General features: G+C 59.3%; 28 protein-coding genes. 11 read left to right on the forward strand and 17 right to left on the reverse strand.

Features of this window, described 5'->3' with window-relative positions; translation table 11 throughout:
- Window positions 1-9: 9 nt before the first annotated feature.
- Genes ACID345_RS10720 through ACID345_RS10735 form a run of 4 tightly spaced genes read right to left on the reverse strand, consistent with a single transcriptional unit; the run spans window position 10 to window position 3,852 of the window.
- Window positions 10-966 (reverse strand): tetratricopeptide repeat protein, encoded by a 957-nt coding sequence (locus ACID345_RS10720; RefSeq protein ID WP_011522885.1) that lies wholly within the window; start codon window positions 964-966, stop codon window positions 10-12.
- A 28-nt stretch (window positions 967-994) separates the two neighbouring features.
- Complete coding sequence (locus tag ACID345_RS10725; protein WP_011522886.1) at window positions 995-1,993, reverse strand: threonine ammonia-lyase; 999 nt, start codon at window positions 1,991-1,993, stop codon at window positions 995-997.
- 27 nt (window positions 1,994-2,020) lie between these two features.
- Window positions 2,021-3,061 carry a glycosyltransferase family 4 protein gene (locus ACID345_RS10730; protein ID WP_011522887.1) on the reverse strand — a complete coding sequence of 347 codons (1,041 nt, stop codon included), beginning with the start codon at window positions 3,059-3,061 and terminating at the stop codon, window positions 2,021-2,023.
- A gap of 2 nt (window positions 3,062-3,063) precedes the next feature.
- On the reverse strand, window positions 3,064-3,852 hold the full coding sequence (locus ACID345_RS10735) for a PIG-L deacetylase family protein (RefSeq protein WP_011522888.1): 789 nt from the start codon (window positions 3,850-3,852) through the stop codon (window positions 3,064-3,066).
- A gap of 69 nt (window positions 3,853-3,921) precedes the next feature.
- Between ACID345_RS10735 and ACID345_RS10740 the strand changes: the two genes are divergently transcribed.
- Both ACID345_RS10740 and ACID345_RS10745 read left to right on the forward strand, forming a co-directional pair.
- Complete coding sequence (locus ACID345_RS10740; RefSeq protein WP_011522889.1) at window positions 3,922-4,758, forward strand: 2,3,4,5-tetrahydropyridine-2,6-dicarboxylate N-succinyltransferase; 837 nt, start codon at window positions 3,922-3,924, stop codon at window positions 4,756-4,758.
- A 76-nt stretch (window positions 4,759-4,834) separates the two neighbouring features.
- Window positions 4,835-6,226, forward strand: a complete 1,392-nt coding sequence (locus ACID345_RS10745; protein ID WP_049761858.1) for a dicarboxylate/amino acid:cation symporter — start codon at window positions 4,835-4,837, stop codon at window positions 6,224-6,226.
- Here the strand turns inward: ACID345_RS10745 and ACID345_RS27500 are convergent.
- The 3 genes from ACID345_RS27500 to ACID345_RS10760 form a co-directional block, all read right to left on the reverse strand.
- Window positions 6,223-6,525 carry a type II toxin-antitoxin system RelE/ParE family toxin gene (locus ACID345_RS27500; protein WP_011522891.1) on the reverse strand — a complete coding sequence of 101 codons (303 nt, stop codon included), beginning with the start codon at window positions 6,523-6,525 and terminating at the stop codon, window positions 6,223-6,225. The genes ACID345_RS10745 and ACID345_RS27500 overlap by 4 nt on opposite strands.
- 3 nt (window positions 6,526-6,528) lie before the next feature.
- Window positions 6,529-6,825 (reverse strand): type II toxin-antitoxin system RelB/DinJ family antitoxin, encoded by a 297-nt coding sequence (locus ACID345_RS10755; RefSeq protein WP_011522892.1) that lies wholly within the window; start codon window positions 6,823-6,825, stop codon window positions 6,529-6,531.
- A 65-nt stretch (window positions 6,826-6,890) separates the two neighbouring features.
- Entirely contained in the window at window positions 6,891-7,592 is a 702-nt protein-coding gene (locus ACID345_RS10760; protein WP_041855620.1) for an EcsC family protein, read from the reverse strand.
- A gap of 111 nt (window positions 7,593-7,703) precedes the next feature.
- On the opposite strand from ACID345_RS10760, the gene ACID345_RS10765 reads away from it, so the two are divergent.
- From ACID345_RS10765 to ACID345_RS10795, 7 genes are all read left to right on the forward strand, one after another.
- Window positions 7,704-9,374, forward strand: a complete 1,671-nt coding sequence (locus ACID345_RS10765; RefSeq protein WP_011522894.1) for a ribonuclease J — start codon at window positions 7,704-7,706, stop codon at window positions 9,372-9,374.
- Window positions 9,371-9,763, forward strand: a complete 393-nt coding sequence (locus ACID345_RS10770; RefSeq protein ID WP_011522895.1) for a hypothetical protein — start codon at window positions 9,371-9,373, stop codon at window positions 9,761-9,763. Before ACID345_RS10765 ends, ACID345_RS10770 begins: the two co-directional genes overlap by 4 nt.
- Before the next feature lie 16 nt (window positions 9,764-9,779).
- The gene (locus tag ACID345_RS10775) at window positions 9,780-10,316 is read left to right on the forward strand and encodes a PH domain-containing protein (RefSeq protein WP_011522896.1); all 537 of its coding nucleotides are present in this window, start codon (window positions 9,780-9,782) and stop codon (window positions 10,314-10,316) included.
- 43 nt (window positions 10,317-10,359) lie between these two features.
- Window positions 10,360-11,577 carry an alpha/beta hydrolase gene (locus tag ACID345_RS10780; RefSeq protein WP_049761859.1) on the forward strand — a complete coding sequence of 406 codons (1,218 nt, stop codon included), beginning with the start codon at window positions 10,360-10,362 and terminating at the stop codon, window positions 11,575-11,577.
- Window positions 11,578-11,770: 193 nt separating this feature from the next.
- A complete protein-coding gene (gene cysK, locus ACID345_RS10785) occupies window positions 11,771-12,742 on the forward strand; it encodes a cysteine synthase A (RefSeq protein WP_011522898.1) in 972 nt (323 codons plus the stop codon).
- 3 nt (window positions 12,743-12,745) lie between these two features.
- Window positions 12,746-13,522 (forward strand): serine O-acetyltransferase, encoded by a 777-nt coding sequence (gene cysE / locus ACID345_RS10790; protein WP_011522899.1) that lies wholly within the window; start codon window positions 12,746-12,748, stop codon window positions 13,520-13,522.
- On the forward strand, window positions 13,523-14,062 hold the full coding sequence (locus ACID345_RS10795) for a DinB family protein (protein WP_011522900.1): 540 nt from the start codon (window positions 13,523-13,525) through the stop codon (window positions 14,060-14,062).
- Here ACID345_RS10795 and ACID345_RS10800 read toward each other — a convergent pair whose 3' ends face one another.
- The 3 genes from ACID345_RS10800 to ACID345_RS10810 are packed head-to-tail and all read right to left on the reverse strand — an operon-like array spanning window position 14,063 to window position 15,264.
- Window positions 14,063-14,509, reverse strand: a complete 447-nt coding sequence (locus ACID345_RS10800) for a hypothetical protein (RefSeq protein WP_011522901.1) — start codon at window positions 14,507-14,509, stop codon at window positions 14,063-14,065.
- A gap of 12 nt (window positions 14,510-14,521) precedes the next feature.
- Window positions 14,522-14,731 (reverse strand): hypothetical protein, encoded by a 210-nt coding sequence (locus ACID345_RS10805; RefSeq protein ID WP_041855621.1) that lies wholly within the window; start codon window positions 14,729-14,731, stop codon window positions 14,522-14,524.
- A complete protein-coding gene (locus ACID345_RS10810) occupies window positions 14,728-15,264 on the reverse strand; it encodes an RNA polymerase sigma factor (RefSeq protein WP_011522902.1) in 537 nt (178 codons plus the stop codon). The genes ACID345_RS10805 and ACID345_RS10810 overlap by 4 nt, the downstream gene beginning before the upstream one ends.
- 140 nt (window positions 15,265-15,404) lie before the next feature.
- On the opposite strand from ACID345_RS10810, the gene ACID345_RS25410 reads away from it, so the two are divergent.
- A complete protein-coding gene (locus ACID345_RS25410; RefSeq protein ID WP_011522903.1) occupies window positions 15,405-16,868 on the forward strand; it encodes a TonB family protein in 1,464 nt (487 codons plus the stop codon).
- 14 nt (window positions 16,869-16,882) lie between these two features.
- Here the strand turns inward: ACID345_RS25410 and ACID345_RS10820 are convergent, their stop codons facing one another.
- The 7 genes from ACID345_RS10820 to murA all read right to left on the reverse strand — a co-directional run bounded on the left by ACID345_RS10820 (window position 16,883) and on the right by murA (window position 23,522).
- Entirely contained in the window at window positions 16,883-18,421 is a 1,539-nt protein-coding gene (locus tag ACID345_RS10820) for a leucyl aminopeptidase (protein ID WP_011522904.1), read from the reverse strand.
- 71 nt (window positions 18,422-18,492) lie between these two features.
- Window positions 18,493-18,690, reverse strand: coding sequence for a hypothetical protein (locus ACID345_RS10825; protein WP_041855622.1), 198 nt, complete (start codon window positions 18,688-18,690; stop codon window positions 18,493-18,495).
- A 219-nt stretch (window positions 18,691-18,909) separates the two neighbouring features.
- Window positions 18,910-19,329 (reverse strand): Crp/Fnr family transcriptional regulator, encoded by a 420-nt coding sequence (locus ACID345_RS10830; RefSeq protein WP_011522906.1) that lies wholly within the window; start codon window positions 19,327-19,329, stop codon window positions 18,910-18,912.
- Between the two features lie 105 nt (window positions 19,330-19,434).
- Window positions 19,435-19,962: a hypothetical protein gene (locus ACID345_RS10835; RefSeq protein WP_011522907.1), complete on the reverse strand. Its 528-nt coding sequence runs from the start codon at window positions 19,960-19,962 to the stop codon at window positions 19,435-19,437.
- 174 nt (window positions 19,963-20,136) lie between these two features.
- Complete coding sequence (locus tag ACID345_RS10840; RefSeq protein WP_011522908.1) at window positions 20,137-20,844, reverse strand: PilZ domain-containing protein; 708 nt, start codon at window positions 20,842-20,844, stop codon at window positions 20,137-20,139.
- 168 nt (window positions 20,845-21,012) lie between these two features.
- Window positions 21,013-21,660, reverse strand: a complete 648-nt coding sequence (locus tag ACID345_RS10845; RefSeq protein WP_011522909.1) for a hypothetical protein — start codon at window positions 21,658-21,660, stop codon at window positions 21,013-21,015.
- A gap of 560 nt (window positions 21,661-22,220) precedes the next feature.
- A complete protein-coding gene (gene murA, locus ACID345_RS10855) occupies window positions 22,221-23,522 on the reverse strand; it encodes a UDP-N-acetylglucosamine 1-carboxyvinyltransferase (protein WP_011522910.1) in 1,302 nt (433 codons plus the stop codon).
- A gap of 180 nt (window positions 23,523-23,702) precedes the next feature.
- Here murA and ACID345_RS26925 point away from each other — a divergent pair, with 180 nt between their 5' ends.
- A complete protein-coding gene (locus ACID345_RS26925; RefSeq protein WP_011522911.1) occupies window positions 23,703-25,988 on the forward strand; it encodes a hypothetical protein in 2,286 nt (761 codons plus the stop codon).
- Window positions 25,989-26,025: the final 37 nt, after the last annotated feature.

Consider the following 26,025-nt stretch of genomic DNA (forward strand, 5'->3'; position numbering starts at 1 on the left):
CTAAAAGTGCTACTCGTAGTTGTTGCCGAACACCGGGATGCTGTTCTGAACCATGTATCTCAGACGCTGCGCGCGAGTGGACCAATCGGTGCTTTGAACTTGCAAGAGACGGGTTGCGATGGCGATGGCACGCTTGCCGGCGTCCGCCGATTTGTCGCCTTTTGCTTCGGTGCGATAGATGTCAACGAGTGCCCCGTATCGATACGCAGCGTTATAAAGCGCCTCGGGCGTATCCGGTGAATTGGGATATTCTTCCGCGTACTTCTCGTAGATTTCCGCTTCCTTCAACGGGCACTTGGATAGCCCGTCCCACTCGCCGCAGATCTTGTTATCGATGAGATGAAACGCCGCCATTTCCGACCACTTGGTGTGCGGGAATTTCTTCATGACGAGTTTCATGTACTGGTCGTCGATCTGAGCGCGGAGGTTTGGGTCGGCGGCTTTGGATGAGGGACGAGAGGAAGTGTCGGCCTTGTCGACCTGCCACTCGATGTCGGCGGCGCGGTAAAGCGCTTCGCCTGCGAGGGGCGATTGCGGAAAGAGATCGTACACGCGGTAATAGAGGCGACGGGCATCGCCAGCGGCGCCTTTCCGACCGCGGCGGCGGCTGGCCTCGGCTTCGGAATCCACCGCTTCGCCGAAGAGGAGCTTATCGCCGTCGGGAGTGGACTGGGTCACGACGTTACGCGAAAGCATCCAGCCGGAGATGTCGCGGGTGGTCTCGAGGTTTGGGTCAACGTCGACGGTCGCGAGGACGTGAATGTACTTACCGCTGCGCTCGAGAACGGCAACTTCGCGGCCACGTGCGAAGGTGGAGAGCTTCTGCGAAGTGGTATCGGGAGAAAGGTAGATCTGGCCTTCGCGGATAGTGGCGCCGTGTTCAGTGACGGGCGCGGCGTTCGCGCCGGAAGCGGTGAACAGCGCCAGCAAAGCCAGACTGCACACGCCTGCTAGAGTTCGGAACATTCGAAGCGTTGCTCCTCGTGCCGTCGCGCTAGCGCCCAGTCTGCGCGGATTGCGCGTCGGACTCGGTCATTACTTGCGCGAGCAGCGATGGTTCAATATTGCCGCCGCTCATTACGACAACCACGTTGCGGCCGGCAGGAAGCTCTTTTTCGTGGAAGAGATAAGCAGCAAATGTCACGGCGCCACTTGGTTCAACCACGAGGCGCGACTCGCTCATCATGCGGCGCATGGCCTCGCGGATTTCGTCCTCTTCTACCGTGACGATGTCGTCTACATATTGCTTGATGATTTCGTAGTTCAAATCTCCAACGGACTGAGTGCGGAGGCCGTCGGCAAGGGTACTCGAAACACGCTCAGCAGGGAGGGTGACGATCTTACCGGTTCGCAGCGACTGCTGGGCGTCGTTGGCCAGTTCGGGCTCGACGCCGATGATCTTCGCCCTACTGCCGCTCATCTTCAGTGCTGCGGAGACCCCGCTGATCAAACCGCCGCCGCCAATGGGGACGAGTACGATGTCGGCCTCAGGGAGGTCTTCGTAGATTTCCATGCCGACGGTGCCTTGGCCGGAGATGATCTGTTCGTCGTCATAGGGCGGGACGATCGCGTAGCCATGCTCCTGAGCCAACGATTCCGCCTTCTTACGGCGCTCGGAGCTGGCTGGTCCTACAGTTACTATTTCGGCCCCGAGGGCCTTGGTCGCGTCCATTTTGACCTTGGGAGCGTTGCGCGGCATTACGATGCACGCCTTCACACCCATGGCGCGCGCACCATAGGCTACGCCCTGCGCATGGTTTCCGCTCGAATAGGTGATTACACCTCTTTGACGTTCCTCGTCGGAAAGCGTTGCGATCTTGTTGTAAGCGCCGCGGAGTTTGAACGAGCCAATCGGCTGCAGCGACTCTGGCTTGATGCGCAGAGTGCGGTCGTTGTGGGTGTGGCCGGGAGGGAAGTATTGGACCAACGGGGTTCGCGCCGCAATGCCGCGGAGACGCTCTTGAGCTTGGCGGAAAGATTCAAGGGAGACCATCAGTGGCACCTGCCTGATGTTACACCGTCAGGCTGCTTCTCCAATGCTTCGTCCGAGAACCCGCTGGTAAACCGCGGCGTAGTCTGCGGCCATGCGGCTGGCCGAGAAGTGCTGTTCCACGCGGGCACGGCAGGCCTCGGGGCGGATGCGGCTGACGTCGGAAATAGCGCTGACCATGGCTTCGAGGGAATCGACGATGTAGCCGGTGACGCCGTCGGCAACGATCTCCGGAAGGGCTCCGCGGCGCCAGGTGATGACCGGCGTACCACAGGCCATAGCTTCCATCGCCACGAGGGAGCTGGTTTCGTCGACCTGGCTCGGGATGAGGAGAGCGGAGGCGCGGGAGAGGAGGTCGAGCTTTTCGTCGAAAGTGGGGCTGTCGATGAATGTGATTTGATCGTCGAGGCGCGGCTGAATTTCGCGCGCAAAATACGCTTCGTGATAGGTGAAGGGATAAACCTGGCCGGCAAGGATGAGTCGGTTGCCGCTGCGTTTGGCGGCTTCGATGGCGAGGTGCGGGGCCTTCTCTTCGCAGATGCGCCCGAGCCAGAGGAGATAGTCGTCCTTCTGTTCGCGGAACTTGAATCGGTCGATGGCGATGCCGTTCTGCACCCATCCCACGAGGTTCGGCACGTCGGCGAAGGTGTGGGCCTGAGTCGCGGAGACGCAATTGACGTTGATGTTGTGGCCGAGCACGTGCCAGTTTACGCCCGGGTAAAAGCTGCGGGGAAGATGTGCGGTGGCGAGGATCGGGACGGCGACATCCGCCGCGCTGGCGAAGAAGGAGCCGCTCTTGTCGTGGATAAGATCGAAAGATTCCGATGCAAGGAGGCTGCGAATGGCGGCGTGGTGCTCGCGATTACGCTCTTCAAAAGTGTCGGACTGAGTTGGGATATCACCGGTCGAGAAAAGCCGCCCGTTGACGCGCGAACCGGCACAAGCAGCGACTGTCGTTTCATGTCCGCGGAGGTGCATTTCTCGTTCGAGTGTCCAGAGCATTTGCTCGGCGCCGCCGGCGCTGGCGTCGGACACGTGATGAAGCGGATAAGCGACGTACAGAATGCGCATAACTAGCGAGCGCTCTCGGCGCGCGGGGCGCCTTGCAGATACTCCATGAATTTGTCGGCCACCTGCTGGCCCTTAATCGGCCACTGCCAGGCTTCGTAGTTCAGAACGCCATCGTGCGGCGGACGGCTGTAGTCGTAGCGCGCCATGGGCCGGAAGGTTTCACGCAGATTGTTTTCGAAGATGGCGACCGTGCCTTGCTGCGAGACGTAGGCTTCGCACATGGTGCGCTTTCGGCGCAGTTCCTCGGCTGTGGGAACGAACTCGATCTCGGTTCCGTTGGTGCTGTGAAATTCCTGGAGGAGGATGTCGTCGCCGCCTTTGCGGAAGTAGAGCGGTGCCTCCCAAGCGAGGAGGGAACATTCGTCGGCAATTTGGCGGCCGAGGAAGTTGCAGGAATCGTGGTCGGGGTGCCCACCTTCGTAAGCGAGCGTGAGGATGACATCGGGCGTGTGCTGCCTCACGAGCTTTCGGAGAGCGTCGGCGGCAGCGGGGAGATTTCGGAAGAGACGCTGGTCCTGAAATTGACAGCCAGCGTCGTCGGCGAGCCAGAGAACTTCGCTTACGCCGACGGCGGCACACGCATCGTGAGCTTCGGCGCGCCGGATGGCGACGTACTTCTCGCGCGAACCGTAGCGGCCCCAGAAGTACTCGTCTTGCGGGCCGCCGTCCGTGGCATAGACGACGATGGGTTCACGCACGCGTTGCAGCAATGCGCCGCACGAGATGGATTCGTCGTCAGGATGTGCGACGAGGACGAGCGTGCGATTCAAAAGGGGAGCCAGGGGATCCATTCCACTTCTAGGATGCAAATTCAGGGCTGCACGTTTGGAATCACGAAGGTGACAGGTATACTCGCGGCGATGCATTCGTTACAGCTAGAGATCGAAAGACTTTACGGGCTGGGCGCGCAAGCGGCGCAGGAGCCAGGCGCCCGCGACACGTTTTTCAAGTTGCGCGAAGCCCTCTCACGAGGAGAAGTACGGTCCGCTGAGAAGCGCGACGGACGCTGGGTTGCGAACGCCTGGGTGAAGCAGGGAATTCTGCTTGGCTTCCGGCTGGGCGAACTGGCGGCGATGGAATCGTGTGGATCGTTCTCGTTCATTGATAAGGACACGTACCCAGTACAGCATTTCTCGCCGGAGCAGCGGGTGCGCGTGGTACCCGGTGGGTCAACGGTTCGCGAAGGGGCGTATCTCGCGGCATCGGTTGTCTGCATGCCGCCGATGTATGTGAACGTAGGTGCCTACGTGGACGAAGGCACGATGATCGATTCGCATGCACTCGTCGGATCCTGCGCGCAGATCGGTAAACGCGTTCACCTGAGCGCAGCCGCCCAAGTCGGTGGCGTACTGGAACCCATCAATGCGACGCCGGTGGTGATCGAAGACGATGTACTCGTTGGCGGCAACTGCGGCGTATACGAAGGAACCATCGTTCACGAACGAGCAGTGCTGGGAGCCGGGACGATCCTGACGCGATCCACGCCGCTGTTCGATATTGTGCGTGAAGAGATTTACCGATCGTCGGCCGAGGGTCCGCTGGAGGTTCCGGCGGGGGCGGTGGTGGTGCCGGGATCGCGGGCGATTACGCGAGGGAAGGCGCAGGCGTGGGGACTGTCGCTCTATGCGCCGGTGATTGTGAAGTATCGCGATGAGAAGACCGACAAGGGAGTGGAGTTGGAGGATTTGCTGCGGTGATTCGTGGAGAGGATCGGGGTCCTTCGACTACGCGTGCTGCGCACGCTTCGCTCAATATGACAGGGCACATAGGCTCGTGAAACAGAAAACGCTTTATATCGCGCTAGGACTCTTTACTCTCGCGGCGGCGCTGACGGTCGCTGACCGGTTCGTGCATTTTCCCGCTGCCGTTCTGATGACAGCGCGCTGGCTGCTGGTAGCGGCGCTGTTGGTCCACGGATGGTTCAAGCGCTCGCTGACGACGTGGATTTTTGTTGCCATGATTGTGGGTGCAGTCGCCGGCCACGATTTCCCGCAGATTGCCGACGATCGCCACGTCAACGTCCGCGTGCTGGCGTTGATTTTCCTTCGCCTGATTAAGACGGTCATCGCTCCGCTGATCTTCGCAACTCTCGTGGTCGGTATCGCTGGGCACAGCGATATGAAGGCCGTCGGTCGCATGGGCATCAAAGCCATTGTCTTTTTCGAGGTGGTAACCACGCTTGCGCTGGTAATTGGGCTGTTCGCCATCAACGTGAGTAAGGCGGGCGTGGGAGCGCAAATTCCGGTGACCACGTCGGCGTCCGACCTCGCGGCGCAGAAGCTCACGGCTACCGACACGATCCTCCACGTCTTCCCGGAGAACATTGCCAAGTCGATTGCCGAGGGGCAGGTGCTGCAGGTCGTCGTCTTCAGCGTGCTGTTTGGGATTGGCCTCGCCGGCGTACGCGAAGAGCGTCGTAAGACGATGCTGACTTTTTGTGAGTCGCTCGCCGAGGTGATGTTCAAGTTCACCAACATCGTAATGCTGTTTGCACCGATCGGCGTCGGCGCGGCGATTGCGTACACCGTGGGCCATACCGGGCTTGGCGTGTTAGTGAATCTCGCTAAATTGATTGCCGCGCTTTATGTGGCGCTGATCGTTTTCCTAGTCGGCGTGATGCTGCCGGTGCTGTGGTGGATGAAAGTGCCGATTCGCGCGTTTCTGAAGGCGATTGCGGAACCGGCGACCATCGCCTTCGGTACGGCGAGTTCTGAAGCGGCGCTACCGAGCGCGATGGAGTGCATGGAGGCGTTTGGCGTTCCGCGCAAAGTCGTCGCGTTCGTGATGCCGACCGGTTACAGCTTCAATCTCACGGGTAGCACGCTCTATTTATCGCTGGCGGCGATCTTTGTGGCGCAGGCGAGCGGGATCCATATGTCGATTGGCCAGCAATTGCTGCTGATGCTCACGCTCATGCTCACGAGCAAAGGCGTCGCGGGCGTCTCGCGAGCGGCGATGGTGATCCTGCTGGCGACAGTTGGAACGTTTGGGCTACCCATTGAACCGGTGTTTGTGCTGCTGGGAATCGATCAGTTGATGGACATGGGACGCACCGCGGTGAACGTCATTGGGAACTGCGTGGCGACTGTGGTGGTGGCGAAGTGGGAAGGCGAGATGCCGGTCGCTATTCAGGCGTCTGGCATGCGGGACGCCGTCCGCGATTAGGTCGCGGAGTCCTCGGGCATGACATCCGGCCACTGTTGCGCGCCGTTCAATACACGCAATATCCGCACGCAATCAACCTCGATTCGGTACGCAACGATGAAGGGCGTAAGCTCGACTACCAGCTCTCGAGTGCCTTCAACTCGACCTTGTCGGCCGCTTTCTGGGAATTGAACCAGCATTTCGATTTGCGTCTCGATGCGATCATCAACCAGCACCGCGTTTTGCGGGCTCTCTGCTTCGATGTAATCAAAGATCGTTTCACGATCCGCCATCGCAAAGGTTGACCATTCCAACTCCATTCGTCAGCGGGCCTTGCGCAGCGCCGTCTGGCGTCGCTTCGCAAAATGCTTCTTCACCTGTTCATGGGGTACAGCGGCGCGGCCATCGGCCAGTGCCTCTTGCACTTTAGCGCGAAACCAGGCGTCGTGGGCGGGGCTTTCGTCCTTCAACACGAATGGCAGTGCCCCTTCGTTTGCGATCCGGGTCAGCAAAATGCGCACTGCATCTGACACGGTGAGGCCGGACTTCTCCAACACGGCTGCCGCCCGTTCCTTCACAACAGGATCGATTCGGGTTTGTACCAGAGCGCTCGAAAGCATCGCAATCTCCTCTGGTTCATTGTAATGCATACGAATGACAAAGTGAACAAACCTAAAGATCGGCTCTAAACGCTTGATGGCGGCAGCAAGATCGGCTGCACGGCTTGTTGGTCTTGCAGACGCATGTGCTCGCGGCGGGCGAGATGTTTTTCGCGAAAGTGCTTTGCGGCGCGTTCGCCCCAGGCGCGGACGAAGAAGTAATTCAGGCTGCCGCCGATCACAGAGCTTGCCAACGGGATGATTCGAGCGCTCCACTTCTCTACGACTTCCACGCTGGCTCGCGCGGCAATCCGCTGGATAACTTTCGGGATGAAGCGCTGCACGACCTCACGCTCCAGCAACTCGCGGCTGATGTCGACGCCGGCGGCACTGGCGGCGGCAATCCAAAGTTCGGCCATTTCGTTGTCGGTGTTGAACTCGAAGCCGTAGATCAAGCTCAGCTTCTGGATCATGCGCATGGTGATCGCCGCCAGGATGCTGAGGTCGGGAACGATGGTAAGAAATCCGCCAAGGCCGAAGCCGGCGCCTTCGGCGGCAGCGAGCTTCATGGCGCCGCGAATGGTATCGTTCGCGGCATCGTCGAGCTGCTCCGTGGGGACGGAATAGAGACCGTGATAGCTGACGATTGGCAGATTATGCGCGGTTCGGAGGTGCGTCAGGTAGTCGTTGGGATTGACGGCAACCGTGGAATAGGCGCGCGTAAGGCCCTTCTGAATTCCGCTTTGGACGCGGCGCGCAAGCCAACCCTTCTTTACCGCTTCTGCCATTTCGCTCTTCTTTAAGTATAGGCTTCGACTGCTTAGATTCCCACCGCGGCGCCGGAGATGTGAGTGCCGTGCTAGGTGCTCCGTTCTGTGTGCTAGCATCATCTCTTCGTTATGCCCTCTGGAAAACTTCAGGTCATCCCGTTAGGCGGTCTCGGCGAATTCGGCATGAATTGCATGGCTGTGCGTTATGGCGACGACATCGTCGTGATTGACGCCGGCATGATGTTCCCGGAGGCTGAGCTGCTCGGGGTGGACATCGTCGTGCCCGACATCAGCTACCTTGTCGAGAACCGCGACAAAGTTCGCGCGATCCTTCTGACCCACGGGCACGAAGACCACATCGGTGCGCTGCCATGGATCCTGAGCGAGCTCAACGTCCCGATATATGGCACGGAGTTCACGCTCGCCTACGTGGAAGGAAAGCTCGAGGAGCATGGCCTGCTCGACGACGCGGACCTGATCGAGATCCGGCCGGGCGCGCGGTTTAAGGTTGGGATCTTTACCATCCACGCGATGCAGGTGACCCATTCGCTAGTGGATTGCGTTGCTCTCGCAGTGCATACGCCGCTCGGCGTGATCATTCATACCGGCGACTTTAAGGTTGATCCGACGCCGACGGATAACCGGCTGTTCGATTTGCACGCCTTTGCCGAGTACGGCAAAGAAAACGTGCTGGCGCTGTTTCAGGATTCGACCAACGTTGAGCGGCGAGGTTATACGCCGAGCGAGCGCGCGGTGCGGGCACGATTTGCGGAGATTTTTCATCGTGCGCCGCGGCGGTTGTTTCTCTCGTGCTTCTCGTCTTCGATCCACCGCATCAATCTTGCGATAGAAGCTGCGTACAACAATGGCCGCAAAGTAGCGCTGGTCGGGCGCTCGATGAACGAGTCGGTGGAGATCGCGCAGGACCTCGGCTACATCGACATGCCTGAGGGCGCGTTTATTACGCCGGGCCAGATTCGCGATTACGCGCCGGAGAAGGTCTGCGTACTGATCAGCGGTACCCAGGGTGAGCCGATGTCGGCGCTCTCGCGCGCGGCGGTGGACAACCATAAGCACGCCAAGATCGAGCCCAACGATACGGTGGTACTGTCGTCACGCATCATCCCTGGAAATGAGAAGTCCATCTACCGCGTGATTGACCACCTCTTCCGGCGCAATGCACACGTGATCTATGACGATGGCTCGACGCCTCCGGTGCACGTCAGCGGACATGCCAGCCAGGAAGAGCTCCGGCTGATCATCAACCTGGTTCGGCCGCGTTATTTCATTCCGGTCCACGGCGAGTACCGGCAGCTCAAGTTGCATGCCGAGTTGGCGCAGGCCATGCGTGGCGCTGTCGGTCAGGTACTGATGATGGAAAGCGGCGACGTGCTGGAGTTTGACGAACTCGGCGCGCGTAAGGCAGGGAAGGTGAAGGTCGGTCGCGTCTGTATCGACTCCGGCTCAATGGGTGAGGTCGTGGAAGACCTCGTCATTCGCGACCGCAGGCACTTAAGCGAAGACGGCTTCGTGCTGCCGATCATCGCGATCAATAAACTGACAGGCCAGGTCGAGTCGGTGCCGGAGATCGTGATGCGAGGCTTTGCGCCCGGCTCGGAAGGCGACGCCTTCGTGGAGAAATCGCGTGAGACGATCATGAAGACGCTCGAAGCCTCCAGCCCCGAAGAGATCGCAGACTACGGCGTGATCAAAGAAAAAGTGCGGCAGGACTTGAAGCGATACATCGCGAAGAGTACCCAGCGGCGTCCATTGATTATGCCGGTGATTTTGGAAATATGACGATCCTAGCGCGCTGTCTGCTCGTTCTGGTGGTCGCTGTTGCGCCGTTGGTTGTGCAGGCACAGACCGTCGACCAGAAGTGCAAAGGCAATTCCGAAGTAGTGGGCGCGTGTTACGTTGTGCATGGGCGTATGCAGTATACGAACGGAACGCCGAACCTGCGGATTTGGGTGGCAGGCACAAAACACTACCTCGGTGTTACCGCTCGCTCTGAGGCAGATGACGCTGAAACTCCGATTGTTCCGCAATACATACGCGAGAAGAATCTTGAGTTCGATGATTATTTGCATGGTGATTTCGAGGTGTGCCCCTTCACGAAAGAGAAATCTGGCGCCATGACCATGGTTTGTGTGGAGTCGGCATCTAAGCTGGTTTTGGGGAAGAAATAGCTTTCCGGAGTCGCGCATGGCCTACATCGACAAAAATCTGGTTCCCGGTGAGCAGGTGGTTTACAAGACCCGGTTGCACTGGATCGTGATCTTCTGGAGTCTGTTGTTCAGCCTCGGGCTTGGGATTGCGGGGATTTGGCTGCTGGCGGGAACTCCAGGTTTAGCCGCCGCTTCAGCAGCAACGGCGCCCTCGGCGTATCGCATCGGTGGCGGTGCATTGGTTGTGGTCGCCCTTGTGCTCTTTCTGATCGCTCTCATCCGTCGCAATTCCGTCGAGATGGCTGTGACCAACCGCCGGGTAACGGTGAAGGTTGGATTGCTCAGCCGAAGGACGCAAGAGATGCTTCTGGGGCGCATTGAGAGCATCGGTGTAGACCAAACGGTAGCCGGAAGAATGCTGAATTACGGCACGGTCACGATTCGTGGTACCGGCGGCACTGCCGATCCGTTCCACAACATTTATCACCCACTCGAATTTCGGCATTATGTGCAGGATCAGTTGGAGCGGCGTGTCGGGCCCGATGCTCTGCAGCCGCCACCGCGAACAGTCTAGTAGTCCTACCTCGATCTCGCGACTCGCGATACCATGCAGCGAGATGTCCGCACCCCGACTGCAGGCCTATCCAAAGGCTTCGACTCCGAAACGCACTTCGCGTTGGCTGATTGTTTTATTAGTTGTTGCCACGCTGGTGGCGATTGCGTGGTATCCGGTCTACTTGCACCTGCGAGCGGTCGCGGTTCTGCTGCGGATCGAATCGTCGGAAGCGCATGGATTCTTCGCGAACCGCGGCATTCACCCGATCAAAACTGAAGAATCGACGTTCGCGGCGGATAATCGCGGGCTTCGCACGCGGCTGTACGTGCCAACGGATTTGAAGAGCGTGCCGGCGATGGTGATCGTGCATGGCGTCCATCATCTCGGATACAACGAACCGCGGTTGGTGCGCTTTGCGAAGGCGATCTCGGGGGCAGGGATGGTCGTCTCGACGCCAGAGTTACCGGAGATAGCGGGATACGAGATCAAGCCGGTCTCCATCGAGGAAATTGCCGCAGCTGCGGATGATCTTGCGGCACGCATGCATTCGCCGTGCGTGGGAGTGCTCGGGTTGAGCTTCGCGGGAGGGCTCGCGCTTTCGGCGGCAAGCGATCCTGCGACCTCGCGGCATATCTGTTATGTGGTGGCGATTGGCGCCCACGACGACATGTCGCGGGTGATGAAGTTCTTCGCCACCGACCGCGCCGAATATCCCGATGGCCACTCGCAGTCGATGCCCTCGCATGAGTACGGAGCGCTGGTCGCGATCTACGCCCATCCTGAAGAATACTTTCCGGCCGCGGACGTTCCGCTGGCGCGTGAGGCGATCCGGCAGCAACTCTTCGAAGAGATCGTGAACGCGAAGGCTACGGCTGCAAAGATGTCTCCGGAAGGGCAGGCGACGATGCAGATGCTGCTGGCGCAGAACCATTCGGTGGTGAACAAGATCCTGCTGGCGAACCTCGACAAGCACCGAGACGAAGCCGAACAGGTTTCGCCGGGTCCGGAACTCTACCGTCTGCACGTTCCTGTTTTATTGCTGCACGGCGCGGGAGACAACGTGATTCCGCCGTCGGAGACGCTATGGCTTGCTAAAGATATTCCTGCCCAGAACCTGCGGGCGGTGCTGATCAGCCCGGCGATCAGTCACGTGGAGGTTGGGAAAGGCGCCACGCTGATGGACAAATTCCGGCTTGTCCACTTCATCGTGGTGCTGTTGGGAGAGGCCAAAGACGCGCCTTACAACACGGTTGAGCTGCAACGCGTTGGCGGCGGGTAGGGGACCGGCATCTTGCAATCGCACCGACATGCTTGTTACAGTGTTTGCCTGTGAACGCCCCGTTCTACGCCTGTTGCTGTTGTTGTTGACCGCCGGCGGCGGTGTGCCTGCCACCCTTTCTTGCGCAGGCGTCCCCAATCAAAATTTAGATTCGCAGCACGGTCATTTCGCATCGTGTAGCAAGGAGCTATCCATGAAAATCGCCAATGACGTTACCGAATTGATCGGAAAAACGCCCCTCGTCTTCCTGCATAAGGTGATCGGCGGCAGCCAAGCGCTGATCGCGGCCAAACTTGAGGGCTTCAACCCGTGCGCGAGTGTGAAGGACCGCATCGGCGTGAGCATGATCGAAGAGGCCGAGAAGGCCGGACGCATCACGCCAGGGAAAACTGTGCTGATCGAGCCGACCAGCGGCAATACCGGCATCGGGCTGGCGTTTGTCGCGGCAGTGAAGGGCTATCGGCTGATCATCGTTATGCCCGACACCATGAGCCAGGAGCGTCGTGTACTGCTACGCGCATTCGGAGCGGAACTCATCCTGACGCCCGGCGCGAAGGGCATGAAAGGCGCTATCGCCAAAGCCGAGCAACTCGCGAAGGAAATTCCCGACAGCTTGATACTTCAACAGTTTCGAAACCCTGCAAATCCAAAGATCCACTTCGAAACCACGGGTCCCGAGATTTGGAACGACACTGACGGCAAGGTGGACATCCTGATCTCCGGTGTTGGCACGGGCGGCACGATCACGGGCGTGTCGGAATATATCAAGCCGAAGAAGGCGTCGTTCAAGGCGATCGCCGTCGAGCCAACGGAGAGCCCTGTGCTTTCTGGCGGAGCGCCCGGGCCGCACAAGATCCAAGGGCTCGGCGCGGGCTTCATCCCCGAGGTCCTCGACACCAAGACGATTGACGAGGTCGTGCAGGTAAACAGCGAGGAATCGGTCGCCATGGCGCGGCGACTGGCGAAAGAAGAAGGCCTGCTGGTCGGTATCTCCTCGGGTGCTGCGGTGGTGGCGGCGGTGAAGGTCGGTAGTCGTCCGGAGAACGCCGGGAAGTTGATTGTCGTGGTGCTGCCCAGTTACGGCGAGCGCTACCTTAGCAGTATCCTCTTCCAGAACCTGCGCGACGAAGTTGCGGCGCAGCAGGCGGTCGAGGTGCCGGTCTAATTCATGGGCTTTTGGCAGGGAGTTCGGGAAGACATTCAGGCGATCTTCGAGCATGATCCGGCGGCAACGTCCATGCTCGCGGTGTTGCTCTGCTATCCCGGACTCCATGCCCGCACCTTTCACCGCTTCAACCACTGGCTGTGGATCAAACGCTTTCGCCTGCTGGCGCGTTGGCTGTCGCAGGTCGTGCGCTTTTTCACCGGCATCGAGATCCATCCCGGCGCAGTCCTCGGACGCCGCGTCTTTATCGATCACGGCATGGGAGTAGTCATCGGCGAGACTGCGTTCGTGGGCGATGACGTTACGCTCTACCAGGGTGTGACGCTCGGCGGCACTGGCAAGGAAAAAGGGAAGCGCCACCCTACGCTACGCAGCGGCGTGTTCGTCGGGAACAATGCCAATATTCTGGGAAACATTACGATTGGGGAGAATTCGCGCGTAGGCGCCGGGTCGGTTGTATTACGAGATGTGCCGCCGAACTCGACAGTGGTCGGCGTGCCCGCGCACATCATTTACCAGGACGGCAAGCGCGTTCTCATCACCGACCCCAAGGACGTAAAAGACCCGCTCTCGGATGTGATTATCGCGCTGGCCGGCGAAGTCCGCGAATTGAAGGAGCGGCTCGGATTTAGCGAACCCGCGAGTGCCAGCGGAGATCACGCCGTACAGCATCTGCAATCCGTACGAACTCTTGCCGACGAAGACAGCGAGCGCGATGAGTATCGCTTCACGCAGCGGCCGTTTGACGAACAGTTCACTGAGATTGCATCAGGCATATAGATGAGCTTCGATCTGGATAACGCAATTGCTTTGCTGGAGCGCACGCCGGCGTCGCTCAATGAGCTTCTGCGCGATTTGCCCAAGTCCTGGACGCAGACGACCGAAGGCGATGGCTCTTGGACGGTCTACGGTGTCGTGGGCCATCTGATTCACGGAGAGCGCACCGACTGGATACCGCGCGTAAAACGCATTCTTGAGTACGGCGAGTCGAAGGCTTTCGACCCCTTCGATCGCGAGGCCCAGGACCGCGAGAGTGTCGGCAAGACTCTGCCGCAATTGTTGGACGAATTCGCCGCCGTTCGCGCCGAGAACATCGCTACATTACGAGCGCTGAACCTTCATGGCGACGATTTCGAGAAGAAGGGAACCCATCTTCGCCTCGGCACGGTGACACTCGGAAACCTGCTGGCCACCTGGGCGACGCACGATTTGACCCATCTGCACCAGATCTCCAGAATTATGGCCCACCAGCTTCGCGAAGAGGTGGGCCCGTGGACTGCGTTTCTTGGCGTGCTCAAGTGCAACGGCCACAGCGAGTAACTACGCCACGCCGACCACTGCATTCAGGAACGCCACGAAATATTTCCAAACAAAGTAGTAGAGGACGATGGCGCAGGCAATGGCGATCGCAACCGCTGCGTAGGGGATCGTGATTGCCTGGAAGTAGTCCAGCGAATTACCTCGCAGCGCGATTATGCCGAGCAGGCTGGCCGTCAACAATCCGAGCGGCGCCAATAGACATGGCAGCAATGCTCCGTGTGCGCCCAACGACCACGCATGCCGCTGGTGCACCTTCACGAAGAGCACGTTCCACACGCCCCAGAGGTTCGGCACGAAAGCCAGTGGGAAGACCAACCCCTTCTCGACCGGAAACGAGATGCGCAAGCCGAAGCGGAAGAATGCATAGGCGCACGCAATGATCATCACTACGAAGGTTGGGATCAGTGCGCCAGCCATGTACGCACGAAGATAAGGATGCGGTTTCATAAATCACCTCCGTTAGAACCAGTAGAGAAGCATAGGAATTGCCGCAGGCGCAAAGGCCAGCAGCACGAGTGCCGCGACAGCGAGCGCCCACTCGAACCAGGGAATGCTCAAACGGCGCTGCTCAAGGCGTTGCTCCATGTGCGGCCAGAGGTCGTGATCGCTCTCGGGCGGCGGCGCGAAGGCGCCCTGAAGTAGCTGCCGAAGCTCGGTGTCGTCGTTCATGGTGTAACTCCCATCCGGGTTAATTTTTGTCGTAGAAGTTGGGTGGCGCGGAAGACTCGCGACTTCACGGCTGCCTCTGAAATTCCGAGCGCCTCCGCGATCTCGCGCTGCGGACGCTCTTCGATCAGCGCCAGCATTAAGGGCACCCTCAACTTCACTGGCAGGGAAGCGAGCGCACTGCGAATTCGCTCCCGTTGATCTCGTTCGACTGCGGAATCGGCGTGCGTAGGTACAGGGGCATCGCTCAGTTCGACCAATGTTTTGGGTTGTCGCTTCAAATGAGCAATTGCGACGTTGGTCGCGATCCGCCGCACCCACGCCTCGAAACTACGTTTGGGATCGAAGTGGGCGTGCGCTTTGTAGACGCGCCAGAAGGTCTCGATGGTCAGATCGTCCGCCGCCGCGGAATCACGCACAATCCGCAAGATCCAACCGCGTACCGCGCGCTGATGTTCGCGGAAAAGCCACTCGAAGGCTTCGCGATCGCCTTGAGCAAACTGGACGAGCGGCGGGTTGGCGGTCGGCGCTTCCATAAATTGCTCTATCCAGTCTTACCTCGTTGGGGAGAGGCTGGTTGCAAGAATATTTGCGATTGTGTGGTCTTAGGCGAGGGGCATCTTTTGTATCAGTTGGCAAGGACCGCCAGCCGTCCTAAGATTCGGTGGTGCGGCGGTTGATAGAAATCATAGTTGTTCTTGCTTGGGCATCCGTCGGCTTCGGTCAGATCGCTCATCAGCGAGTGCTGCTTTCGGCAGAGGACGTGCATTACCCGGCCCTCGCACGACAGGCGCGCATTCAAGGCGATGTTGAAATTGCATTCCACATCGGAGACGACGGTGTTCCAATCGGCACGGAGCCGATCTCAGGTCATCCGATGTTGACCCAAGCCGCGCTCGACAATGTCGCCACCTGGAGATTCAAGCCAGTTTCTGCGCACGATGCCCACACCTACAAAACCACGTTTCGCTTCGAGCTTGACGCGCTGAATGGGCCCTATGACTACGGCCCGAAGACAATCAGACACGGATTGGCGTTAGTGGAGGTACAGGTTGTCTCAACTTGGATTGGGGGCGGGCCTCCGCGCGCTCTGAATTGCCCGAAAGAGAAGGTCCGAGCGCCAGCCTCGACGACCGCCGATTTTCTTGAGCTTGACGAGAGCGACTACCAAATCCGTCTTGGTGCGGATGGCTCGGTGATCTGGAGCAACACCGATGGGGAGCACGCATTCACCGTCGATTCCCGTCGTGCTCGAAAGTTGGTGGCGTCGTTCAACACCGAGCAAATCTGGAATTTGTGTGGGTTGTATGAAGGCTTTGGCAAAACCGTGCGCCTGACTCTTCATACAGGTGTTGCAACGAAAAAAGTCGAGGACGCTGGGTATATATCCCCTCATCCATTACCGGAGTTGGAAGACGAAGTGAACTTACTTGCGCGCACGCATGAATGGCGCCACGGCGATCCTTCCGCTGAGCCAATCTGGAACATCCGCGACGAACGCGTAAAGCCGGACTTGCCTCCTCTGGCCGCGGCGGCGCGCGACTGTAATTCCGATCGCGTCAAACAGTTGATCGCCGCGGGAGAGAATCTCTCTGCAGCGGACGCGAGCGGATGGACGCCGTTAATGTACGCAACGCAGTGCGGAAACGATACCGAAAAGCGTTTGCTGAAGGCCGGCGCTGATCCGAACCAATCTTCCTATCGCGGGGATACCGCGCTCATGGTCCGTGCACTCCAGGGCTATCTTGATGAGGATCTTTTGCGCGCAGGGGCTAACATCAACTTGCAAGACAACGATGGACGCACAATCCTGATGTTTCTCGCCTCGCAGGGATCAGGAGAAATCGAGTACGCAATCGAAGCTGGGGCCAATTCCACAATGAAGGATACCCGCGGATTGACGGCGTTCGACTACCTGAAGATTGCGAATTGTCGCGCGAACCCGATGGTGCAGGGACTTGAGGCGATCCCCGCACCGGCTCCTCCCACACAAGAGGTGGATGAAAAGGATTCGTCGGAAGAGACTTCGTGCAATCCGTTTCCAGACGAGTGGATGACCAAGGCACTGCAGCAGTTGAGCGCGCCTTACGACCCGCTACGCAGACCGCACATCCCAAAGATTCTTCGCATGAGCGAGTAAAATCCAGAGAACGCCTATCCGAAGCTCTGCACCAACTCAATAATCGATCGCACCGCAATCCCCGACGGCCCTTTCGCGAGGAACGGCACCGCTTCTTCCTGCCAGGCAACGCCGGCGATGTCGAGGTGGATCCATGGGGTTTCGCCGACGAATTCTTTCAGGAACATTGCTGCCGTGATGGCGCCGCCGTAACGGCCGCCGGTGTTCTTGATGTCGGCGATGGGCGACTTGATGAGTTCTTTGTAGTCGTCGTCGATGGGCAGCCGCCACATCTTCTCGCCCGATTTCTTCAAGGCCTCGGCGAAGCGGTTGAAGTAGTCTTCGTCGTTGGCGAAGACACCGGCGTTGATGCCGCCGAGGGCGACCATGCAGGCGCCGGTGAGGGTGGCGGCGTCGATGAGATGAGTTGCGCCGAGTTGTTTGGCGTAGTGCAGGCCGTCGGCGAGGACGAGGCGGCCCTCAGCGTCGGTGTTGATGATCTCGATGGATTTGCCGCTCATCGCGATCTGGACATCGCCGGGCTTCTGCGCTTTGCCACTGGGCATGTTCTCGGCCGCGCAAACGACGCCGATCACGCGCACATTCGGCTTGAGCAGCGCGATGGCGCGCATAGCGCCGATCATCGCGGCACCGCCGGCCATGTCGTACTTCATCTTCTCCATGCCGTCGGCGGGCTTGATGGAGATGCCGCCGGTGTCGAAGGTAATGCCTTTACCGACGAGACCGAGAACCGGCGATTGCGGCGCGCCTGCTGGCTCGTACTTCATCACGATCAGCGCGGGCGGTTCCTCGGAACCTTGCGAGACGCTCCAGAACGCGCCCATCTTCTTTTCGTGCAGGAAGTCGGTGCTGTAGACATCGCACTGGATGCCGACTTCTTCCGCCATCTTCTTGGCGCGCTGGCCGAGGATGGTTGGCGTCATGCGGTTGCCGGGCTCGTTGACGAGATCGCGAGTGAAGTTTTGCGACTCGCCGATGACATGGCCTTCCTTCATGGCCGCTTCAAGATCGTTGGCGTGGCCATTGGCAGGGACGAGGATGGTGAGCTCGTCGAGTTCGTAGGTCTTGCGATCGGAGTGGTAATAGTTGTAATCCGGGTTGGCAACCACCGCGCCTTCCGCAATCGCCTTCACCGCTTCAGGTAATCCGCCGCGTTCAAACATCAACGTGCTGGTCGTGGAGGGATCGGCGGCTCCGCCCCAGTTTTCGGGGGCAACGATGGCCGCGGACTTCACGCTCTTCTTCAGTGCGCGCACGGCGGCACCTGCAGCTTTGCGCAATTCGTACGACGTAAAGCTCTTGGCTTTGCCAACCCCCACGACGATCAAGCGCTTGGCCTTCACGCCCTCGGGCTTATGCAGAGTCGCGATCTCGAGCAGCTTGCCGGTGATCTCTTTTGAGGCGATGAGGTCGGCGGCAGCTTTCGCGAATGCGTCGGACTTGGCCTGGAGTTGCGGCTTGTTGTTGTCTTTGTCGCCGCCGTCAATGGCGAGCACGATGAGAGCGTCGGTTTCCAACTGCGCGGGATCGAGGGTCGAGAGATGGATTTTCATGGTCTGATTGGTGAACCGTCTATTGTAAAGGGCGATGGTGAAGGGAATGAAGCGCGGGCGCGAAGAAGCAGCTAGTCGCGGCGGGTGCTCATACTGAGCATGAGCGCTGCAGCAATGCAGATGGTCCAGATTACCGCGAGGTTAATGCCAAACGAGGCCCAATCTTTGTGCACGCCCATAACGGCGTCGAAGGTATGCGACCAGATCGGGGCGTACCCAAGGCTCTCACGCAGGTTTGGGTCGTTGGGATGGATCCGTTCCCACGGCATCCATACGCATGCGAGCAGGCTAAAAATGATACCGGCGCAAAGCGGGCACCAGATCGCCCATGATCCCTTGCTCTCATTGACGTTAGGTTGGCCCACGGTACTAACATGAGGGGGATGTCACTAATGTTCTATCCCACCGCAGTGGGACAGGCAAGCTCGATGGTTACATAACCTTACAACATTAAAACGGTTTAACTCGTCTTGCGATATTCGGACTAACTAGACCGTCAGGCGATCGCGAAACTTCCTGGTCACGTAACCCCCGATCCCATCGGCTTCCGGATGTTCGGCGACGAATTCCACAAAGTCGCTCGCGGGAATAAACGCTACAGCCGACTGCACCAGTACGGTCGCGCTGAACTGGTACACCGTTCCACTCATCACTCCCGGTACTCCGAGGATCGCCGTGCTGCAGGCCAGTTCAAAATCGTTCAGATTCTGGTCGCGGTGAGTGACTTTCACGCCGCCGCGGCAAACGATGTAGACGCCGTTTGCCGGTTCTCCGGCGCGGTATAGAACCTCTCCCGGTTTACAGGTGCGGAACGTCGCGGCCGCCGCCAGGCGCTCGCGCGCATTGGTGCTTATGTGGACCAAGCCCTCAACGTCTGCGGGGATACTCAATTGATCGGTCGAAAACATCCGTGTGTCTCTCCCTAAGCAAGGAGAGTGTGAGCCAATTCATCGGTAGGCGATATACCGCGATGGTGTGAGTCCGTACCCCAAACAAGTGTGCCGCTACGGATGCTATTTCGGTTCAGGCTCTACCCGCTCGCGGAACTTGGTGAGCAGCCTCTGGGCCGATTCCACCACGTTATCCTGGCGTGTCTTGGCTTTCATGGCGCTCTTGGGTTGCTCGGTCGCGGACCAAAGCGCGGCCTTGCTGCGCGCGTCGTAAACGATCAGCGTAATCCGTGTGATTGTCAGCTCTTTCGAAGTCGTCATGGATTGTGCGGGTGCGCCAAGATGCTGGTCGGAGCTTGTGCCTGCAGAGACGCTCACGCCGTTACTCGAGCTTGGCGCCATGACTTCGATAATGATGTCGGCTTCTGTAGGGTCCTGGACGAGCTTGTAACGACCCCATCCTTCGACGCCGTCGCTGATGACGTTGTACGGGATTTCGCTTCCGCCGGCGTTCTTCAGGTAGGCCGTTTTGGCCGCGGCCAACCGCGCGCTGGGTGACAGTACAGGAGCTTTCGACTCGGGAGCCTGCGCGATTGCGCTGGTGAATGCGAAGAGCAGTACGGCCATAGCGAGCAAGCTGCGGCGAACCATCAATTCCTCCCGGCGATACCTAAACGCTGGCAAGGCGAGGCATCTCCCACAAGTGACTCATATCGATGACTTGCAGAACGAAACGATTCGAGGCAGCCTGCCTATTTCAGGACGAATTCACGTCCAATACAAAACCCGGCGGTTAGCCGGGTTGTTTGATAGCGAGGTTTGCAACTACTGCACAGTGACTTCCGCCCACTCCAGGGGAGGATTGAGGCAAACCAATCCGGCGCGCGTGCCCTGGTCGGTCTTTTCCGTCCACACCACGCGGAAGAAGGACCCAATCGATCCGCGAAATACGGTGATGTAGTTGCCGCGATCCAGTTTCGCCGTGGACTGCACCTTCGCGCCCACAGAACTCAGGTCCAACGTCGATCCGGTGTAGAGCGAATTCTCGGTCTGGATCTCGATTGGCAACTTGATCATCATGCGTCGCGCACGCGCCGTCATCAGTGCCGATGCCCACGAGCGGTACTGGTCAATCTCTTCGGTCGAAGTCGCCGCTGTGCTCCGCGAAAGCAACACCGACATCAATTGCCGCGCCACGGCCTGCGGGTCGCCCATCAGCGACTGTCCATTGGTTACGTAAACGTTGCCGTCACCAAGTAGTGCGAAGGGAAGCTTGCTGCCTACTGCGAGTTGGCCGTTATCAAATTCCTTTATGTGGATGGCGTGTTCGTTGAGGTCGAGCGTCGCCATGAGTGTGCGCTTTACCGACGGGTGTTCGATGAGTACGGAGTCACAGCTCAACATCTGGCAATCGAGTTGGCTGCGTGAATCCTGCATATAGTCGTTGATGGACCAAACGCGCGATTCAACGGCGCACAACACATCGGCCCACAACTCACGGCAGCGGATTGCCAGGTTGGAATTGTCGTACATCTTTCGACCCCCGTAGGCCCGAAAACACAGAAGACCTCGCGTGGATTGTACCTCCCCGCCGCTCAAAAGGGGTGAAAACGTACCAAAGCAGTATCGGAATTTGTGGATATAAGGTCCGCAACGGAAAAAGCCCGGCACGTGGCCGGGCTGGTTGATAAGGAATGTAGCTTAGAACAGATCGATTACGTCCACGACGAAGAACGTACTCGGGTCGTATACCAGCACGTAACCGTCAACGTAACCGTACTGGAAGCCTTCTGGAGCGGGGCCGAGATATCCGACCATTTCCACCGGAACCGGCTCAATGCGGGTCTGGACCGCCACTGGAATTACTTCCTGGCGGACAATCGTCACATTGCGCGTGTGCGTGGTGGTTACGTTCTTGTAGTGTTCGCGCAGCTTCTCGCGGGCATCGCCCTTGAACTGATAGTGGGCGCTGCGATCGTGTTCGCTGACTTCCTTCTTGTCACCTTCGCGTTTTTCACCTTCGCGCTTCGCCTGGTCCTGGTCCGACTGCGGCATCTTCGCCTTGTCGGCATCACGCTTTTTGTCGGCGTCAGTCTTGGCTTCCGGCTTAGCTTCGGGGTTGCGGACACCAGGTTCCTGGTCGGACTGCGGCAGCTTCGACTCGCGCGCGTCGTTCTTATCGCGCTTCTCGTCGACCTTTGCCTTGTCAGGCGTGGCGGCCTTGGCCTTAGGCGCCGGTGCCTTCTCTTCAGTAGTCTTCGGGGTTTCGTCCTGCTTCTCTGGCTGTTGAGCGATGGCAGGAATTGCCAGCGCCGCGGCTAACGTGAGTGCTACGAAATGGAACTTCATGTTTCGGTTTCCCTCCCTGAGAAAATCGGAACAGAAGTGACGTACCAAGATAGATGCAGGCTCTTTCGTGCGTGCTGTGCCGCATATCAGTGGGGAATTTGCACTGAGGAAGGGCAACCTGCTCACCTCGGAGCAGAGCGGCTGAAGCTTGTTTGGATGGCCTGCTTGTATCACGGCAGCGCTATCTGCGTTTCCACGCTTTGTATCAGGGCAGCGCGATCCGCGTTTGCGCGCTTTTGTATCAGGGCAGGGCGATCCGCGTTTGCACGCGTTGTATCAGGGGCAGCGCGATCCGCGTTCGCACGCCCTGAGTCAGGGCAGCGCCGACCCACGTTTGCACGCTTTGTATCAGGGGCAGCGCGATCCGCGTTCGCACGCTCTGAGTCAGGGCAGCGCCGACCCACGTTTGCGCGCTTTGTATCAGGGCAGCGCGATCCGCCGTTCGCACGCTCTGAGTCAGGGCAGCGCCGACCCACGTTTGCGCGCTTTGTATCAGGGCAGCGCTTCAGCGCTGCCGAAAAGCGCCCCAAAAGAAAAAGGGGCTTTAGCCCCTGCGACGCTTAACTCACCGCCACCGGCGACGCTTTCTTCGGAAACAATTCCCCGATGCGCTTGATCTCCGCCCCGAGACCGCGCAACTTTTCTTCGATGTGCTCGTAGCCGCGATCAATGTGATACACGCGATCAATGATCGTCTCGCCCTCCGCGACAAGCGCCGCCAGCACCAGTGACGCCGAAGCTCGCAGATCGCTGGCCAGCACAGCCGCGCCACTCAACGGCGTCTTGCCACGGACAATCGCTCGCCGGCCTTCGATCTTGATGTTCGCGCCCATGCGCACCAGTTCCTGCGCGTGCATGAAGCGGTTCTCGAATATGTTCTCGACCACCACCGATGCTCCCTCGCACTGCGTCGCCAGCGCCATGTATTGCGCCTGCATGTCGGTAGGGAAGCCGGGGTATTCTTCTGTGCTCGCGTCGCCCGGCTTCAGCGTACCCTCGCTCATCACCCGGACGGAATCGCCATTGCTGCGAATCTTCACGCCGTTTTCTTCGAGCTTGGCCAACAGCGCGCCGAGGTGCGATGGATCGCAGTTCTGCACCATCAAGTCCCCGCCCGTAAGCGCGCCGGCAATGATGAATGTGCCGGCCTCAATGCGATCGGGAATGATGCGGTGCTTCGCTCCATGGAGTTTTTCAACGCCGGTGATCTTCAGCGTCGACGTTCCAATGCCCTCGATCTTCGCGCCCATCTTTACCAGCAGGTGTGCGAGGTCCGTGACTTCGGGTTCGCGGGCGCAGTTCTCCATCACCGTCTCGCCGTCGGCGAGCGTCGCCGCCATCAGCAGGTCTTCCGTGCCTGTCACGGTGATTTTTTCGAAGACGATGTGGTTGCCCTTGAGGCGCGTGGCCTTCGCCTTGATGTAACCGTGCTCCTGCGTGATCTCGGCGCCGAGCTTCTCCAGCCCTTTGATGTGAAGATCGATGGGGCGCGCCCCAATCGCGCATCCGCCGGGCAAGGAAACGCGTGCCTCGCCGGTGCGAGCTACGAGCGGCCCGAGCACCAGCGTCGAGGCGCGCATGGTTTTCACCAGCTCGTAGGAAGCCTCAGGGTTGACGAGATTGCGGCAGCAAAGCGTGGTGCGGTGATGCGCGCGTCCATAGCCCAGTTCGACTTCCGCGCCCATCGCTTGCAGCAGATTGCGCTCGGTGATGATGTCGCGTACCTGCGGAATATTTTCGAGGATGACGGGTTCTTCAGTAAGCAGGGCAGCCGCCATCGCGGGCAGGGCTGCGTTTTTCGCGCCACTTACACGCACATTGCCAAGCAGCGGAGTCCCGCCGCGAATTACGAACTTATCCATTGATAAAAACCGGGTCCCGGAGTGCCGGAGCAGCTCTCATTGTAATTGTTAATTTGACGTCAGCCTTCTCAGAGCGGCACTTTTGGACTACACTCTTGCCACTTTGTAGCAGCGCTCTCCGAAGCATTCGGCCCCCCTAATCGCCTCCGGCCCTGAAAATTTCATCCTTGAGGGAGAACCATGCGCAGGCATTTGCTCGCCGTTTTTTCCATTCTTGCTTTGCTGGCAGTTGGCCAAACTCAACAGTCCAGCCAAACGCCTTCTCCAATCGTTACCGTACCCAAGCTGATCCGTTTCTCCGGCCAACTGGAAAACAACGCCGCCGGAACCGTCGGGATCACGTTCACCCTGCACAAAGGGCAGCACGACAGCGATTCGCTCTGGATCGAAACTCAGAACGTGAAACTCGACAGCAGCGGGAAGTACACCGTCCTGCTCGGCGCAACCAAGGCGGATGGTGTCCCGATGGATCTGTTTACCAGCGGCGAAGCGCAGTGGCTGGGCATTCGCATTGAGGGTCAACCGGAGCAGCGCGTCCTGCTGGTGAGCGTGCCCTACGCCATGAAGGCCGCTGAAGCCGAGACGCTCGCCGGCCACAGCGCCGCCGAGTTCGTTACCTCCGACAAACTGGCGGTCGCAGTCCGCCAGGAAGTGAAACAGCAGGCCACCGGAATTGCAGGTAGCAAGGACGCGACCACAAAGGCCAAAGACAACGTGGTTAACTCGGGCGCGACGAACTTTTCGGCTAGCACGAGCAACCAGGTTGTTCTCGTCACCCAGAGCGGAACCGGTTCGGCATTGATTGCGAATACAACTTCGGCCAATGGCGTCCTGGGCACCGCGACAACGACATCTGGCTACGGCGTGACCGGTTCCAATAGTGCCGCGTCTGGCGCCGCCATCGGCGTGCGTGGAACGACCGTCGCTGACAACGGAATCTCCGTGTACGGCAGTGCGAGCGGCACTGCCGGAAGCGCCACGGGAGTTAAGGGAATCACCGCCGCACCCGCAGGGTATGGCGTATTCGGTCAGAACACCTCGACCACCGGCCCCGCGGTCGGCTTCCGTGGGACCACAGCTTCGACGAGCGGAATTGGCATCTACGGCACGGCCACGGCGGCGACCGGAGCATCGATCGGATTGCGCGTATCGGTGGCCAGCCCGTCCGGCACGGCGGCAGTTTTGCAAAATACAGGTAGCGGCAAACTGATCAGCGCTCAATCGAGCTTGAGTAATACGGAAGTCTTTGGCGTGGATGGCAGCGGAGGGTTGACAGCATCTGGTGGTGCATACATCACGAATTCGACCGCGGGGAGCACCGGATTGAGGACCTCCGGCGGTGCAAACTCCGCGAGCGGGGGAAGCGGTGGATACGGCATCATCGGCTACGGCGGCAATGCCACATCCGGAAGCGGCGGCTACGGTGGGGAATTCGGGGGCGGCAGCGGCTCTGATGGTGCATCCGGGATATATGCCATCGGCGGCGGCGGAACCGGAGCCTCCGGTTACGGTGGCGACGGCGGCACGTTCTTCGCCGGTACCTCCAGCTATAGCGCTAGCGGCGAGGGCGTTTACGCACAGGGAGGCAGTTCCAATCCCTCCGACAACCACAGTTCAGCCGGATACGCATTCAATGGCTACGGCGGACAGGCTAACGGCTTGTCGCTCGAAGGGCTCGGGGGAGGGGGCGGAGTGGGCGGTACCGGCGGCGGTTCTTCGCATCCCGGCGGACATGGCGGCGCTGGCGCCTACCTCACGGGCGGATCGGTCAGTGCGGCAACAGGATCGAACAGTGCCGGCCCTGGCGTTATTGCCCAAGGTGGTTACGCTACCGCAGGCACCGCGGGAGATGGCATTGATGCCTATCCGGGCACGGGTACTTACAAGGGATACGCCGGAAACTTCCATGGCGACATCAACGTCGACGGCAAGATCTTGGCCGGAACCAAAGACTTCAAGATTGACCATCCGCTCGACCCGGCAAACAAATATCTCTACCACGCCTCGGTCGAATCCTCGGAGATGATCAACGTCTACAGCGGCAACGTCACCACCGACGCCACCGGCGAAGCGATTGTGCATTTGCCCAAATGGTTCGAGGCCGTGAATGGCGACTTCCGCTATCAACTCACACCCATCGGGCAGTTCGCGCAGGTGATCGTCGCGACTGAAATTTCCAACGCGCAGTTCCGCATCAAGACGGACAAGCCCAACGTGAAAGTATCGTGGCAAGTGACCGGCGTACGTCACGATGCCTTCGCGAAGGCGAATCCTCTGAACGTCGAAGAGGACAAACCGGAGCAGGAGCGCGGCTACTACATCCACCCCGAATACTATGGCGCTTCGAATGAAAAGCAGATCGAAAACGCGCGCCATCCGAATCGCAACGTGATGGCCCCGCGACCGCGCCGCGATCCGCAGCAGCATCCAGTACCTGCAAACCTGGCCGTCACCAAGTCCGAATAAAAGACACACGCCGGAGCCTTCAAACTCCGGCGTGTGT

The organism is Candidatus Koribacter versatilis Ellin345, from assembly GCF_000014005.1.
GTDB lineage: Bacteria > Acidobacteriota > Terriglobia > Terriglobales > Acidobacteriaceae > Korobacter > Korobacter versatilis_A.

Excerpts from the sequence above, each read along its gene's own strand:
- ACID345_RS27500 (WP_011522891.1), bottom strand. The coding sequence starts at position 6,525 with ATGGAGTTGGAATGGTCAACCTTTGCGATGGCGGATCGTGAAACGATC.
- ACID345_RS26925 (WP_011522911.1), top strand. The coding sequence starts at position 23,703 with ATGCGCAGGCATTTGCTCGCCGTTTTTTCCATTCTTGCTTTGCTGGCA.
- ACID345_RS10810 (WP_011522902.1), bottom strand. The coding sequence starts at position 15,264 with ATGGAAGCGCCGACCGCCAACCCGCCGCTCGTCCAGTTTGCTCAAGGC.
- ACID345_RS10730 (WP_011522887.1), bottom strand. The coding sequence starts at position 3,061 with ATGCGCATTCTGTACGTCGCTTATCCGCTTCATCACGTGTCCGACGCC.
- ACID345_RS10820 (WP_011522904.1), bottom strand. The coding sequence starts at position 18,421 with ATGAAAATCCATCTCTCGACCCTCGATCCCGCGCAGTTGGAAACCGAC.
- ACID345_RS10800 (WP_011522901.1), bottom strand. The coding sequence starts at position 14,509 with ATGAAACCGCATCCTTATCTTCGTGCGTACATGGCTGGCGCACTGATC.
- ACID345_RS10795 (WP_011522900.1), top strand. The coding sequence starts at position 13,523 with ATGAGCTTCGATCTGGATAACGCAATTGCTTTGCTGGAGCGCACGCCG.
- ACID345_RS10755 (WP_011522892.1), bottom strand. The coding sequence starts at position 6,825 with ATGCTTTCGAGCGCTCTGGTACAAACCCGAATCGATCCTGTTGTGAAG.
- murA (WP_011522910.1), bottom strand. The coding sequence starts at position 23,522 with ATGGATAAGTTCGTAATTCGCGGCGGGACTCCGCTGCTTGGCAATGTG.
- ACID345_RS10835 (WP_011522907.1), bottom strand. The coding sequence starts at position 19,962 with ATGGTTCGCCGCAGCTTGCTCGCTATGGCCGTACTGCTCTTCGCATTC.
- ACID345_RS10725 (WP_011522886.1), bottom strand. The coding sequence starts at position 1,993 with ATGGTCTCCCTTGAATCTTTCCGCCAAGCTCAAGAGCGTCTCCGCGGC.
- cysK (WP_011522898.1), top strand. The coding sequence starts at position 11,771 with ATGAAAATCGCCAATGACGTTACCGAATTGATCGGAAAAACGCCCCTC.
- ACID345_RS10740 (WP_011522889.1), top strand. The coding sequence starts at position 3,922 with ATGCATTCGTTACAGCTAGAGATCGAAAGACTTTACGGGCTGGGCGCG.
- ACID345_RS10720 (WP_011522885.1), bottom strand. The coding sequence starts at position 966 with ATGTTCCGAACTCTAGCAGGCGTGTGCAGTCTGGCTTTGCTGGCGCTG.
- ACID345_RS10735 (WP_011522888.1), bottom strand. The coding sequence starts at position 3,852 with ATGGATCCCCTGGCTCCCCTTTTGAATCGCACGCTCGTCCTCGTCGCA.
- ACID345_RS10760 (WP_041855620.1), bottom strand. The coding sequence starts at position 7,592 with ATGGCAGAAGCGGTAAAGAAGGGTTGGCTTGCGCGCCGCGTCCAAAGC.
- ACID345_RS10805 (WP_041855621.1), bottom strand. The coding sequence starts at position 14,731 with ATGAACGACGACACCGAGCTTCGGCAGCTACTTCAGGGCGCCTTCGCG.
- ACID345_RS10775 (WP_011522896.1), top strand. The coding sequence starts at position 9,780 with ATGGCCTACATCGACAAAAATCTGGTTCCCGGTGAGCAGGTGGTTTAC.
- ACID345_RS10780 (WP_049761859.1), top strand. The coding sequence starts at position 10,360 with ATGTCCGCACCCCGACTGCAGGCCTATCCAAAGGCTTCGACTCCGAAA.
- ACID345_RS10765 (WP_011522894.1), top strand. The coding sequence starts at position 7,704 with ATGCCCTCTGGAAAACTTCAGGTCATCCCGTTAGGCGGTCTCGGCGAA.
- ACID345_RS10845 (WP_011522909.1), bottom strand. The coding sequence starts at position 21,660 with ATGAAGTTCCATTTCGTAGCACTCACGTTAGCCGCGGCGCTGGCAATT.
- ACID345_RS10840 (WP_011522908.1), bottom strand. The coding sequence starts at position 20,844 with ATGTACGACAATTCCAACCTGGCAATCCGCTGCCGTGAGTTGTGGGCC.
- cysE (WP_011522899.1), top strand. The coding sequence starts at position 12,746 with ATGGGCTTTTGGCAGGGAGTTCGGGAAGACATTCAGGCGATCTTCGAG.
- ACID345_RS10770 (WP_011522895.1), top strand. The coding sequence starts at position 9,371 with ATGACGATCCTAGCGCGCTGTCTGCTCGTTCTGGTGGTCGCTGTTGCG.
- ACID345_RS10825 (WP_041855622.1), bottom strand. The coding sequence starts at position 18,690 with ATGCCGTGGGAACGGATCCATCCCAACGACCCAAACCTGCGTGAGAGC.
- ACID345_RS10830 (WP_011522906.1), bottom strand. The coding sequence starts at position 19,329 with ATGTTTTCGACCGATCAATTGAGTATCCCCGCAGACGTTGAGGGCTTG.